This is a genomic window from Streptomyces thermocarboxydus, from assembly GCF_024760485.1.
Lineage (GTDB): Bacteria > Actinomycetota > Actinomycetes > Streptomycetales > Streptomycetaceae > Streptomyces > Streptomyces cellulosae.
Window position 1 is genome coordinate 2,909,653 of the sequence record NZ_CP058273.1, and the last position, 12,803, is coordinate 2,922,455.

The following is a 12,803-nucleotide window of genomic DNA, read 5'->3' on the forward strand; positions in this document are numbered from 1 at the left end:
GCGAATCGGGGTTCACGCACGTGTACCCACCGATCCTCAGCACTCATGTTGACTCGGTTCACACTTTCTGCTCTGATTGACCCCGCAAACGAGCGGCCGCCGAGAAACAGGGGCGGCCGCCGCCTGGGGAGGGGACATCGTCATGGGTATGAAGAGCAAGATCGCGCTGGGCGCCGTCGTGGGAATCGTCGTCATCGGCGCCGTCTCGGCCAACGCCGACAACACCGACAACGGCGGCACCGGCTCCGCCGACAAGGGCACCTCCGCCTCCGCGGACCGGCAGCCCGGAGGCGGCGCGAAGGACGCGGGGGCCGACGCCGGCCAGGGCGGGGAGAAGCCCGGGAAGACGGACAAGGCCGAGAAGAAGGCCTCGCAGGCCGAGCAGTTCAAGGCGTTCGTGGAGGAGAACGGGACGGCCCAGGAGAAGGAGGCCGTCGCGCACGTCATCAAGGTGCAGGGCGCCGACGAGCAGAACGACATCCTCGACACCGCCGACATCTACACGGACTTCACCGGCGGAATCATGGGCGAGGGCTCGGGCCCGGCCAAGCTCATCGCCTCCGCCTTCGCCGACTGGAAGCAGAGCGAGAACGGCCTCGTCACCGTCTACGACGCCGACGGCGAACTCCTCGGCAACGGTCAGTTCTGACGCCGCCCCACCCCCTACGACCTACGACCCCCGAAGGAACAGAAGCGTCATGCGTCGCACCGCACTCGCCGCGCTCTGCCTCGTCGCCGTGACCGGCGCCGGGCTCACCGGCTGCCAGTCCGGCGAGGACACGGCCGCCGCCGGCTCGCGGCCGTCCTCGGAACAGCCGGAGAGCACGAAGAAGGAACCGTTCGCCGGGCTGTCCGGCGGCGAGATCACCGCGCGGGCGATGGCCGCCACCACCGGCGCCCCCTCCCTGCGGTTCACGGGCGAGATCCCCGACGAGGAGAGCGGGGGCGCCCTCCGCCTCGACCTGGCCCTCGACAAGAAGGGCGACTGCGCCGGCACCCTCGGCATGGGCGACGAGGGCGAGGTCGAGCTGGTCAAGACCGGCGACACCCTCTACGCCAAGTACGACGAGGCGTTCCTGCGTGCCCAGAGCGAGGGCGAGCCGCAGGCGGACGTCGACGCGGTCGTGGACATGATGGCCGGCACCTGGACGAAGATGTCGGCCACCGGCGCGGACGCCGAGGACATCGCGGCCTTCTGCGACCTCGACGAGGTGCTCGGCGACGCGAAGGACGGCAGTTCGGACGCCACCCGGGGCAAGGCGACCACGCTCGACGGCACCCCGGCCCTGACGCTCACCGAGCGGGACGGCGAGGACCGTTACACCTTCTACGTCGCCACCGAGGGCGAGCCGTACCTGCTCCGGCTGGAGAGCACGTCGGCCGCGGACCCGGGGACGGTCACCTTCACCGACTTCGGGAAGCCGGTCCCGGCCGAGAAGCCCAAGGGCGAGATCCTCGACCTGGACGCCCTGGGCTGAGGGGCCGTCACTGTCCGCCATGTCCCGCACCGCCGGCCACCGTCGGGCCGCTCGGCGAGACTCATGACCGTGAAGGTCATGGGCGTCACGGCAGGCAGGCTCCCGCAACCCGGCCACCGGTCTTCCCCGTCACCGGCCGGTGCGCGGCAGGGGTTTCAGACCCCGCACTGCTCCCGCATGGTCTCCTTGTCCGCCTTCGTCACCGGCATCTCGTACTTCACGGCGACCTGGGCGAAGCGGACGGCGTAGGCGCAGCGGATGCCCTTGCTGGGCGGGAGCCAGGACGCCGGGCCGGAGTCGCTCTTGGCGGAGTTGGCGCCGCCGTCGACGGGGAGCAGGTTGAGCGGGTCGTTGGCCAGTTGGCGGCGCTTGGCCTCGGGCCAGCGGGAGGCGCCCATCTGCCAGCTGTAGGAGAGCGGCACGACGTGGTCGATCTGCACCTCGGCGGCCTTCTGCTTGCGCCACTCGATGGTCTTGCCGGTGTAGGGGTCGGCCAGGGTCAGGGAGACGACGACGCAGTCGGAGCCGGAGCGGAAGCGCAGCTCCTGGCCGTCGCGCTGGAGGATGTCGTTGCGGGTGTCACAGCCGTTCCGGGCGAGCGGCACCCCGTCGGCGGTGTCCATCCACGCGTAGCCGTACTCGTCGCGGTCGTAGCCGGTCTTGGGGCCGCGGCCCTTCGTGGCGACCTTGTCGATGAGGGCGGCGGCCTCGGCGCGCTCCTGCGCGTCACGCACGGGGGCGAGGCCGGGCCGGGTGCCGTCGGGGTTGTCCAGCGGGCTCGCCGCGCGCCCGTCGGGGGCCGGCGCCCCGCTGCCTCCGGACGCCGGGACGTCCACGTCGGGTATCGACTCGCACCCCGCGAGGAGAACGACCGCGACGGCCGCCGCCCCTCCCCCGCGCCGCATCCTGCTGCCCCACCCCAGGTCTCGCGTCACCGCGCCCCTCCCTTGTCCTTTTCTCAACCCTGCCCCGGCAGGAGCGGTCCATCCGGAAGCTCACCGTAACGAGCGAGTGGTCCAGACCTGTCGCCGCCCACTTGGGCATGCGACGCGATCCACGCGTATGGTCGGATTTGAGCTATTTCGGAAGGAGCTCTGGATGGGCATCCTCGACAAGTTCAAGAGCAACAAGTCGGCGCAGAAGGCCGCGCACAAGGCCTCCGACGCTGCCGAGAAGAAGATGAACGAGAGGACCGGCGGCAAGTACGAGCAGCAGATCGACACCGCCCAGCAGCAGGCGGAGCGCCGGGCCGGCATGGAGCGCGACCGTCCCGACCAGCCGTAGGGCCTCACACAGACATCAGGGCCGTCCGCGATGCGCCTCGCGCGCACCGCGGACGGCCCTGCCCTTCGAGCAGCCGGCTTACGACCCCAGCACCGAGGTGAGGAACTCCCCCACCCAGCCGAGCAGGTCCCGCCCGACCAGCGGCTTGCCGCCGACCTTCGCGGTCTTCGGGCGCGGCACCAGCAACTGGCGGGACGTCGGCTTGATCACCGAGCCGGGGTAGAGGCGCTTGAGCCGCAGCTCCTGCGACTCGCGCAGCTCCACCGGCGCGAACCGGATGTTGTTGCCCTGCAGCACGATCTCGCCGACGCCGCACGCCCGCGCGAGCATCCGCAGGCCCGCCACCAGCAGCAGGTTCTCCACCGGCTCCGGCAGCTTGCCGTAGCGGTCGACCAGTTCCTCGCGGACGGCCTTGATGTCCTCCTCGCTGTTCGCGGAGGCGATGGCCCGGTACGCCTGGAGGCGCAGCCGCTCGCCGGGCGCGTAGTCGTGCGGGACGTGCGCGTCGACCGGCAGCTCGATCTTCACCTCGAGCGGCGCCTCCTCCTCGACCTCACCCGTCTCGAGCTGACGCCGATAGTCGGCGACCGCCTCGCCGACCATCCGCACGTACAGGTCGAAGCCGACGCCCGCGATGTGCCCGGACTGCTCGCCGCCGAGCAGGTTGCCCGCCCCGCGGATCTCCAGGTCCTTCATCGCCACGTACATGCCCGCGCCCATCTCGGTGTGCTGGGCGATGGTCGCGAGCCGCTCGTGCGCGGTCTCCGTCAGCGGCTTCTCCGGCGGGTACAGGAAGTACGCGTACCCCCGCTCGCGGCCGCGGCCGACGCGGCCGCGCAGCTGGTGCAGCTGGGAGAGGCCGAAGTTGTCGCCGCGCTCGACGATCAGGGTGTTGGCGTTGGAGATGTCGATGCCGGACTCGACGATCGTCGTCGACACCAGCACGTCGAACTTCTTCTCCCAGAAGTCGACGACGACCTGTTCCAGCGCCTGCTCCGACATCTGGCCGTGGGCGGTCGCGATGCGCGCCTCGGGCACGATCTCGCGGAGCCGGGCCGCCGCGCGGTCGATGGACTCGACGCGGTTGTGGATGTAGAAGACCTGGCCCTCGCGCAGCAGTTCACGGCGGATGGCGGCGCCGATCTGCCGCTGGTCGTAGGGGCCGACGAAGGTGAGCACCGGGTGGCGCTCCTCCGGCGGGGTGGTGATCGTCGACATCTCGCGGATGCCGGTGACCGCCATCTCCAGGGTGCGCGGGATGGGCGTGGCGGACATGGTGAGCACGTCGACGTTGGCGCGGAGCTTCTTCAGCTGCTCCTTGTGCTCCACGCCGAACCGCTGCTCCTCGTCGACGATGACCAGGCCCAGGTCCTTGAACTTGGTCTCGGAGGAGAACAGCCGGTGCGTGCCGATGACCACGTCCACCGAGCCGTCCTTCAGACCCTCCAGGACCGCCTTGGCCTCGGTGTCGGTCTGGAAGCGGGACAGCGCCCGCACGTTCACCGGGAACTGCGCGTACCGCTCGCTGAACGTGCCGAAGTGCTGCTGCACCAGCAGCGTCGTCGGCACCAGCACCGCGACCTGCTTGCCGTCCTGGACGGCCTTGAACGCCGCCCGCACCGCGATCTCGGTCTTGCCGTAGCCGACGTCGCCGCAGATCAGCCGGTCCATGGGGACGGACTTCTCCATGTCCTCCTTGACCTCGGCGATGGTGGTGAGCTGGTCGGGCGTCTCCGCGTAGGGGAAGGCGTCCTCCAGTTCGCGCTGCCAGGGCGTGTCCGGGGAGAACGCGTGGCCGGGCGCCGCCATCCGCGCGCTGTAGAGCTTGATCAGGTCGGCGGCGATCTCCTTGACGGCCTTCTTGGCGCGCGCCTTGGTCTTGGTCCAGTCGGCGCCGCCGAGCCGGTGCAGGGTGGGCGCCTCGCCGCCGACGTACTTGGTGATCTGCTCGAGCTGGTCGGTGGGGATGTAGAGCCGGTCGCCGGGCTGGCCGCGCTTGGCGGGGGCGTACTCCACGACCAGGTACTCGCGGGTGGCGCCCTGCACGGTGCGCTGCACCATCTCGATGTACCGGCCGACGCCGTGCTGCTCGTGGACGACGTAGTCGCCCGCCTCCAGCGTGAGCGGGTCGATGGTCTTGCGGCGCCGTGCGGGCATCCGGGCGCCCTCGCGGCCGGACGCCTTCTGGCCGGTGAGGTCGGTCTCGGTGAGCACGGCCAGCTTGAGCGCCGGGGCGACGAAGCCGTGGTCGATGCAGCCGCACGAGACGTGCACCACGGACGGGGTCAGCTCGTCCAGGTCGTTGTCGAGGCGGGCGGCGATGCCCTCGCCGCCGAGCACCTCCACGGTGCGGGCGGCCGGGCCGTGTCCCTCGGTGACGTAGACCGTGCGCCAGCCGTCGGCGAGCCAGCCCTTGGTGTCGGCGAGGGCCCGCGCGGTGTCGCCGCGGTAGGACTCGGGGGCGTGCAGGCCCAGCTTGAGGGTGTCCGCGTCCAGTTCCTCGTCGGCGGCGAACGGCGACACCGTCCACCACATCATGTCCAGCTCGCGGGCCCGGTCCCGGACGTCGGCGAGGGACCACAGGGAGGCCGCGCCGACGTCGATGGGCGCCTCTCCCCCGCCGGCGGTGGCCGCCCACGACGCCTGGAGGAACTCCTGCGAGGTGGCGACCAGGTCGGACGCGCGGGTGCGCACCCGCTCCGGGTCGCACACCACGGTCATGGCGCCCTTGGGCAGCACGTCCAGCAGCAGCTCCATGTCGTCGACGAGGACCGGGGCGAGGGACTCCATGCCCTCCACCGCGATGCCCTCGGCGATCTTCCCGAGCAGCTCGCCCAGCTCAGGGTGGGCCTCGGCGAGCGCCCGCGCCCGCTCGCGCACCTCGTCGGTGAGCAGCAGCTCACGGCAGGGCGGCGCCCACAGTCCGTGCTCGGCGACCTCCAGGGACCGCTGGTCGGCGACCTTGAAGTAGCGGATCTCCTCGACGTCGTCGCCCCAGAACTCCACCCGCAGGGGGTGCTCCTCGGTGGGCGGGAACACGTCGAGGATGCCGCCGCGCACCGCGAACTCGCCGCGCTTCTCCACCAGCTCCACGCGCGCGTACGCGGCGGCGGCGAGGGCGTCGACGACCTCGTTCAGGTCGGCGGTCTGCCCCGTGCGCAGGGAGACCGGCTCCAGGTCGCCGAGGCCCTTGACCTGCGGCTGGAGCACGGAGCGCACAGGGGCGACGACGACGGAGACGGGGCCGGTCTCGGGGTCGTCGGGTCGGGGGTGGGCCAGGCGCCGCAGCACGGCGAGGCGGCGGCCCACGGTGTCACTGCGGGGGCTGAGCCGCTCGTGCGGCAGCGTCTCCCAGGACGGGTACTCCACGACCCCCTGGGGCGGCAGCAGCGAGCGCAGGGCGGCCGCCAGGTCCTCCGCCTCGCGTCCGGTGGCCGTCACGGCGAGCACCGGGCGGCCGGCGTCACGGGCCAGGGCGGCGACCGCGAAGGGACGGGCCGCGGGCGGGCCGACCAGGTCGACGTGCATGCGGTTGCCGTCGGCGGCGGCCGACACCGCTTCCGCGAGGGCGGTGTCCTTGACGACGGCGTCGAGCAGACCGTGCAGGCTCATGCGGGGCGGAATCCCTTCCGGGGCTGTGCAACACGACGGGCCCGACACGCGCAGCGGGCCGGGGGTGTCCAGGGTACGTCGCCCCGCCGACGGTCGCCGGGGCTGTGGACGACGACGGGCCACGCGCCCCGGGAAACACGCTCCGGCGCCGGAAGGCCCCCGTGGGACCTTCCGGCGCCGGACTCCCCGCAACCCCCGTGTGCGGTGAACCCCAGGGCCGCTCCCGTCGGCCGTTCCCCGGCCGCTACTCGGTCGCGATGGCGTTCAGGACGTTCATCCGGCCCGCCCGGAACGCCGGGACCAGCGCGGCGAACAGGCCGACGAACGCGGATCCGGCGAACACCCCGGCGATGGTGGGCCACGGGATGTCGAGGACCTTCAGGCCCTCCAGGGCGAGGAGCTGCTGGGCGGTGGCGCCCCAGCCGAGGCCCAGTCCGAGGCCCAGCAGGGCGCCGAAGAGGGCGATCACGACCGACTCCATGCGGATCATGCGGCGCAGCTGCCGGCGGGAGAGGCCGATGGCCCGCATCAGGCCGATCTCCCGGGTGCGCTCCACGACCGACAGGGCCAGGGTGTTCACCACACCCAGGACCGCCACGACGATCGCCAGCGCCAGCAGGCCGTAGATCATGTTCAGCAGCTGCCCGATCTGGTCCTTCAGGGCCTCCTTGTAGTCGGTCTGGTCGCGCACCTCGTACTGCGGGAAGCGGTCCATGGACTGCTTCAGCGCGGCGTAGGCGGCGTCCTTCCGGCCGTCCTCCGCCGAGGCGAGCACCATCGCGGTGAGCGGCATCTTCTTCTCCGGCACGTACCGGGCGAGGGTGTCGATCGACGTGTACATCGCGCCGGCGTCGATGGCGCCCTCGCTGCTGGTGACGGCCCGCACGGTGAGGGTGCCGGTCCTGCCGTCCTCGAAGGCGACGTCGACCGTCGAGCCGAGGGTGATGCCGTGGTCCTTCGCGTAGTCCTCGTGGACGGACATGGAGTCCGGCCGGTAGGCGTCCGCGAGCTTGCCCTCGACGGTCTCGATGCGCATGTCGACGGCGTACGTCGGGTCGGTGGCGGTGATGGCGGTGCCGTCGCTCGTCTTGCCGTCGGGCGTGGTGAAGTCGGCCTTCGTCCACTTGTACTCGGTGACCCGGTCCAGGCCCTCGGTGGCCTTGACCGCCGCGACCGCATCGGGGCTAAGGCCCTGCCCGTTGTCGTCCTGGACGATGAAGTCCGTGCCGACCACCTTGTCGAGCTCCTCCGTGGCCGAGGCGACCATGGAGGATCCGACCACGGACAGGCACGCCACCAGCGCGAGGCCGATCATCAGCGCGGCGCCCGTCGCGCCGGTGCGGCGCGGGTTGCGCAGGGCGTTGCGCTCGGCCATGCGGCCGACCGGGCCGAACACCCGCAGCAGGACCGCGCCGAGGACGCGGACCACGCCGCTCGCCAGCACCGGGCCGATGACGACGAAACCGATCAGGGTCAGCACGATCCCGAGGCCCAGCCACGAGGAGCCTTCGGTGGCCTTCTCGGCTGCGCCCGCCAGGTAGAGGGCGGCCGCCCCACCGCCGGTGAGGACCAGGCCGGTGACGGCACGGACCCGGCCGGTGCGGCCGTCCGCCGGGGTGCCGGAGTCGCGCAGCGCGGCCATCGGGGAGATCTTCCCGGCGCGGCGGGCCGGCAGGTAGGCGGCGAGGACGGTGACGACCACGCCGAGGAGCAGGCCGACCGCGGGGGTCGTCCAGGCGACGGTGAGGTCGTCGGTGGACAGCTCCATGCCGATGGCGCCCATGAGCTTCATCAGCCCGACCGCGAGGCCGACGCCCGCGCCGACGCCGAGGACGGAACCGACGACGCCGAGCAGCAGCGCCTCGATCAGCACGGAACGGTTGACCTGCCGGCGGGAGGAGCCGATGGCCCGCATCAGGCCGATCTCCCGGGTGCGCTGGGCGACCAGCATGGAGAACGTGTTGATGATCAGGAAGATGCCGACGAGGAAGGCGATCCCGGCGAAGCCGAGCATCGCGTACTCCATGACGTTCATGAAGCTCTCGACGTCCTTCTGGTTGGCCTCGGCGGTCTCCTTCGCGGTGAGCACCTTGTAGCCGCCGCCGAGCTCGGCCACGACGTTCTGCTTGAGCTGGTCGTCGCTGACGCCCTCGGCGGCCGTGACGTTGACGTCGGTGTAGACGCCGGTCTCGCCGGTGAGGACCTTCTGGGCGGTCGGGGTGTCGAAGTAGAAGACCGCGGCGCCGGGGTTGGTGACGGCGAAGTCGGCGATGCCGGAGATCTTCGCGGTGTGCGTGCCGAGCGCGGTGATGACGCTCAGCTCGTCGCCGATGCCCAGGTCGTGCTTCTCGGCCGTGTCGGCGTCGAGCATGATCTGGCCGGGGCCCTTCGGCGCCGCGCCCGAGGTGATGTCCATGGTGCGGGCGTCGTTGGAGTTCCAGCTGCCGACGACGGTCGGGGCGCCGCTGGTGGGTGAGAGGTTGTCCCGGTCGCCGTCGATGACCGTGACGGCGGTGGAGAACACCGCGCCCTCGGCCTCCTTCACGCCGTCCGCGCGCTTCACCTCGTCGACCACGGAGGCCGGTATCACCTGCGGCCTGCCGTTGCCGGCGGAGGTCTCGCCGCCCTCGTCGGCGTCCTTGGAGCTGACCGTGACGTCCGAGGCGGTCGCCGCGAACAGCTTGTCGAAGGTGGTGCCCATGGTGTCCGTGAACACCAGCGTCCCGCACACGAACGCCACCGACAGCAGCACCGCCACCGCCGACAGCGCCATGCGTCCCTTGTGCGCGAAGAAGTTGCGCAGCGAGGTCTTCAGCACGGTCATGACGTGCGCCCCCGGGTGTCGAAGTCGGGGGTCTGGGGGTCCCCGCCGGAAAAGCACAGCATGCGGTCGAGGACCTGCTCGGCGGTGGGCTGGTGCATCTCGTCGACGATGCGGCCGTCGGCCAGGTACAGCACGCGGTCCGCGTAGGAGGCGGCGACCGGGTCGTGGGTGACCATGACGATGGTCTGGCCCAGCTCGTCGACCGAGCGGCGCAGGAAGCCGAGCACCTCGGCGCCGGCGCGGGAGTCGAGGTTGCCGGTCGGCTCGTCACCGAAGATGATCTCCGGCCGGGCGGCCAGCGCCCGCGCCACCGCGACCCGCTGCTGCTGGCCGCCGGAGAGCTGCGTCGGCCGGTGCTTCAGCCGGTCCGCGAGCCCGACGGTCTCCACCACCCGGTCGAGCCACGCCTTGTCGGGCTTACGGCCGGCGATGTCCATGGGCAGCGTGATGTTCTCGATCGCGTTGAGCGTCGGGAGCAGGTTGAACGCCTGGAAGATGAAGCCGATCCGGTCGCGGCGCAGCCGGGTGAGCTTCTTGTCCTTCAGCCCGGTGATCTCGGTGTCGTCCAGGTAGATCTGACCGCTCGTCACGGTGTCGAGCCCGGCGAGGCAGTGCATCAGCGTGGACTTGCCGGACCCCGAGGGGCCCATGATCGCGGTGAACTGTCCGCGGGCGATGTCCACGTCGACGTGGTCGAGGGCGACGACACGGGTCTCCCCCGACCCGTACGCCTTCACGACCTGCCGCGCCCGCGCGGCAACGGCCGTAGTCCCTCCAGTACCCCCGTGCCTGGGAATGGTCACAGCCGATGTCACGGTAAGTCTCCTATGTCGGTCGTCAAGAGAAAGCGCTGCTCCCGGCGGCCGCCCTGGTGTGCGGCGGCCGCCCGGTGCGTGGTGTGCGGGACGTGCTTCAGTCTGGCGGGGGGAGGGGGCCCGGCGCGCTGATGTTCAGCGCAGTCTTCTGCTGTGGAAAACCCCACCCCCGGTGCTGTGCTCCGCCACCCCCCAGCGGCGTAAAGCCAGGTTAAGGACGGGGACGGCCCCGCTTCGTCCTCCGGTGGGACGAACCCTCCCCGAGCCGCGGTACGGAGATGCCCCTAGGGGCTCTCACCCCTGGGGCGGACACCGTCTCGGGGTCGGTCATCCTTCGGTCGCCCCCCGTTCTCCTCCCGTCCGCGCCCCGGAGCCCGCCCCGCCGGGCCCGCCGGCGTTCACCCTGACGCCGCGTCAGGGGCAAGCGCGGGCCCCGCCGGTGGACAGCGTGATGTCCCGCGTACACCGCAAAAGTCGGAGTTAATCCGGGTAACACCCCAGCTCAGGGCATGTACCACCCACGAGAGCGCTGACCGGCGCGCGAGTTGCGCCAAACCGTCGCGCTCCGCTCTACGCGCGAGTAACGTGCGGGCTCCGCTCCGCCACCCCCCTCCCTGCGGTCCCCGCACGGACCCGAACCACGCAAGGAGCACGGGATGCCCTCCGACCCCTTCCCCCCTCCCCGCGACCCGCACCGTCCCCCGCCCCCGTACGCCGATGCCCCGTACACCCATCCCCGCGCGGACGTCCCCCACGCCGCCTCCCCGACCCACCGCACCTACCCCTGGCTGCCGCCCGCCCCGCCGCCGCCCCGGCCGCACCGGGCCCCCCGGCACGCCCCCCTCGGCCACCACAGCGACCTGCGCCGGCTGCGCCACGCCTACCGCTGGCAGCGCCGCACCGCCACCCTCACCGCGCTCGGCTACTTCGTGCTCTTCCTGGTGCTGTCCGCGTTCGCGCCGGCCCTCATGTCCGGCACCGCCGCCGGCGGCGTCCCCACCGGTCTGCTGCTCGCCGTGGGCCAGGTGCCCGTCACCTGGCTCGCCGTCGCCCTGTACGAGGCGACCGCGCGCCGCCGCGTGGACCCGCTGGCCGCACTGATCCGCCGTCAGGCGGTCGTCGACGCCCGGCGGGAGGCGGTCCGGTGAACCCGCTGTTCGGCGACACCGCCGAGACCATGTCCCTGGTGGGCTTCTCCACGGTCGCCACCATCACCCTGCTGCTGTGCGTGCTGACCGGCCCCGACCGGGACGACCTCGACGAGTTCTACACCGGCTACAGCTCCCTCTCCCCCATGCGCAACGGCCTCGCCATCGCCGGCGACTACATCTCCGCGGCGACCGTCCTCGGCACGAGCGGCGTCATCGCCCTGTTCGGCTACGACGGCGTCGTGCTCGCCCTGAGCACCGCCCTGTCGCTGATGCTGCTGATGTTCCTGCTGGCCGAACCCCTGCGCAACGCGGGCCGGTTCACCATGGGCGACGCGCTGACCCGCCGGATGCCGGGCGCCCGCTCGGTGCGGATCACCGCCAGCGTCGTCACCCTCGCCTCCCTGCTGCCCCTGATGCTGGTGCAGCTCGCCGGCACCGGGCAGCTGATGGGGTTCATCCTGGGCTTCTCCGGCGAGTCGATGCAGACCGGGTGCATCGTCGGCGTGGGCGCGTTGATGATCAGTTACGCGGCGATCGGCGGCATGAAGGGCACCGCCCTCATCCAGATCCTGAAGATCGTGCTGCTGCTCGGCTCGGGCCTGGTGGTCGCCGCGCTGATGCTGCACCGCTTCGACTGGGACCCGGGCGCCCTCTTCGACGCGGCCGCCGCGAACAGCGGCACCGGCGACGCCTTCCTCGCCTCCGGGCTGCAGTTCGCCGGCAGCGTGAGCCCCGGCATCGACATGATCAGCTCGCATCTCACGGTGGTCCTCGGCGGCGCCTGCCTGCCCCACATCACCATGCGCATGTACACCGCGGACAGCGCCCGTCAGGTGCGCCGCTCGATGTCCTGGGCGGTGTCAGGGGTGGCGCTGTTCGTGCTGGTCATCACGGTCGTCGGGTTCGGCGCGACCGCGCTGCTCGGGCGGACCGTCGTCGCCGGGGCCGACCCGCGGGGCAACACCGCGTATCTGCTCGGCACGCGCGCAGTGTTCGGCGCGGAGGTGTCCACCGCGGAGACCGTCCTGTTCACCACCGTCACCACGGCGATCTTCCTGACCGTCCTCGCCTCGGTCGCCGGGATGATCCTCGCCTGCGCCAACTCCCTCGCGCACGACGTGTTCGCCGCCCGCGTCCAGGACATGACACCCCGCCGGGAGATGCTGCTCGCCCGCCTGTCCGCCGCGGCCGTCGGCGTCCCCGCGATCCTGCTGGCCACCCTGGTGCAGCACCACAGCCTGCACCCGCTGATCACGCTGTCCTTCTGTCTGGGCGCCTCGGCCATCGCCCCCGCCCTCGTCTACGGCCTCTTCTGGCGCCGCTACACCCGCACCGGCCTGCTCGCCACCCTCATCGGCGGGACGCTCTCCGTGCTGGTGCTGATGCCGGGCACCAACCTGGTCTCCGGATCCCCCGTCGCCGCCTTCCCCGACGCCGACTTCACCTGGTTCCCCTTCACCACCACCGGGCTGCTGTCCATCCCCGCCGGCTTCCTCTGCGGCTGGCTCGGCACCCTCGCCTCCGGCCGCCCCCGGGCGGAGGAACAGCGCCGCCAGTACGAGGCGGTCGAGGGCCGGATCCTCGCCGGCGCCATCCGCAGAAGGCCCTGACCGGCGGCGGACGCCGACCGGCCGCGCGG

9 protein-coding genes are annotated in these 12,803 nt (G+C 71.8%); 5 read left to right on the forward strand and 4 right to left on the reverse strand.

The window, feature by feature from the left end:
• The first annotated feature begins 142 nt into the window (after positions 1–142).
• Both AY578_RS13295 and AY578_RS13300 read left to right on the forward strand, forming a co-directional pair.
• Positions 143–649 (forward strand): hypothetical protein, encoded by a 507-nt coding sequence (locus tag AY578_RS13295; RefSeq protein ID WP_026243482.1) that lies wholly within the window; start codon positions 143–145, stop codon positions 647–649.
• Positions 650–698: 49 nt separating this feature from the next.
• Positions 699–1,478 (forward strand): hypothetical protein, encoded by a 780-nt coding sequence (locus tag AY578_RS13300; protein ID WP_019522642.1) that lies wholly within the window; start codon positions 699–701, stop codon positions 1,476–1,478.
• Positions 1,479–1,633: 155 nt separating this feature from the next.
• On the opposite strand, the gene AY578_RS13305 is transcribed toward AY578_RS13300, so the two are convergent.
• Positions 1,634–2,383: an HNH endonuclease family protein gene (locus AY578_RS13305; protein WP_161107740.1), complete on the reverse strand. Its 750-nt coding sequence runs from the start codon at positions 2,381–2,383 to the stop codon at positions 1,634–1,636.
• A gap of 193 nt (positions 2,384–2,576) precedes the next feature.
• Here AY578_RS13305 and AY578_RS13310 point away from each other — a divergent pair, with 193 nt between their 5' ends.
• On the forward strand, positions 2,577–2,762 hold the full coding sequence (locus AY578_RS13310) for an Rv0909 family putative TA system antitoxin (protein WP_019522640.1): 186 nt from the start codon (positions 2,577–2,579) through the stop codon (positions 2,760–2,762).
• A gap of 78 nt (positions 2,763–2,840) precedes the next feature.
• Here AY578_RS13310 and mfd read toward each other — a convergent pair whose 3' ends face one another.
• From mfd to AY578_RS13325, 3 genes are all read right to left on the reverse strand, one after another.
• Entirely contained in the window at positions 2,841–6,374 is a 3,534-nt protein-coding gene (mfd, locus tag AY578_RS13315) for a transcription-repair coupling factor (RefSeq protein WP_258902382.1), read from the reverse strand.
• A gap of 244 nt (positions 6,375–6,618) precedes the next feature.
• A complete protein-coding gene (locus AY578_RS13320; protein WP_215049189.1) occupies positions 6,619–9,198 on the reverse strand; it encodes an ABC transporter permease in 2,580 nt (859 codons plus the stop codon).
• Positions 9,195–10,013 (reverse strand): ABC transporter ATP-binding protein, encoded by an 819-nt coding sequence (locus tag AY578_RS13325; protein WP_026243481.1) that lies wholly within the window; start codon positions 10,011–10,013, stop codon positions 9,195–9,197. Before AY578_RS13325 ends, AY578_RS13320 begins: the two co-directional genes overlap by 4 nt.
• Before the next feature lie 656 nt (positions 10,014–10,669).
• Here AY578_RS13325 and AY578_RS13330 point away from each other — a divergent pair.
• Both AY578_RS13330 and AY578_RS13335 read left to right on the forward strand, forming a co-directional pair.
• Positions 10,670–11,161: a DUF485 domain-containing protein gene (locus AY578_RS13330; protein ID WP_258902383.1), complete on the forward strand. Its 492-nt coding sequence runs from the start codon at positions 10,670–10,672 to the stop codon at positions 11,159–11,161.
• Positions 11,162–11,190: 29 nt separating this feature from the next.
• Positions 11,191–12,774, forward strand: a complete 1,584-nt coding sequence (locus AY578_RS13335) for a sodium/solute symporter (protein WP_037778230.1) — start codon at positions 11,191–11,193, stop codon at positions 12,772–12,774.
• Positions 12,775–12,803: the final 29 nt, after the last annotated feature.

What these genes read in the sequence shown, in the direction of transcription:
- AY578_RS13295 (WP_026243482.1), top strand. Translation starts at nt 143, where the DNA reads ATGGGTATGAAGAGCAAGATCGCGCTGGGCGCCGTCGTGGGAATCGTC.
- AY578_RS13300 (WP_019522642.1), top strand. Translation starts at nt 699, where the DNA reads ATGCGTCGCACCGCACTCGCCGCGCTCTGCCTCGTCGCCGTGACCGGC.
- AY578_RS13305 (WP_161107740.1), bottom strand. Translation starts at nt 2,383, where the DNA reads ATGCGGCGCGGGGGAGGGGCGGCGGCCGTCGCGGTCGTTCTCCTCGCG.
- AY578_RS13310 (WP_019522640.1), top strand. Translation starts at nt 2,577, where the DNA reads ATGGGCATCCTCGACAAGTTCAAGAGCAACAAGTCGGCGCAGAAGGCC.
- mfd (WP_258902382.1), bottom strand. Translation starts at nt 6,374, where the DNA reads ATGAGCCTGCACGGTCTGCTCGACGCCGTCGTCAAGGACACCGCCCTC.
- AY578_RS13320 (WP_215049189.1), bottom strand. Translation starts at nt 9,198, where the DNA reads ATGACCGTGCTGAAGACCTCGCTGCGCAACTTCTTCGCGCACAAGGGA.
- AY578_RS13330 (WP_258902383.1), top strand. Translation starts at nt 10,670, where the DNA reads ATGCCCTCCGACCCCTTCCCCCCTCCCCGCGACCCGCACCGTCCCCCG.
- AY578_RS13335 (WP_037778230.1), top strand. Translation starts at nt 11,191, where the DNA reads ATGTCCCTGGTGGGCTTCTCCACGGTCGCCACCATCACCCTGCTGCTG.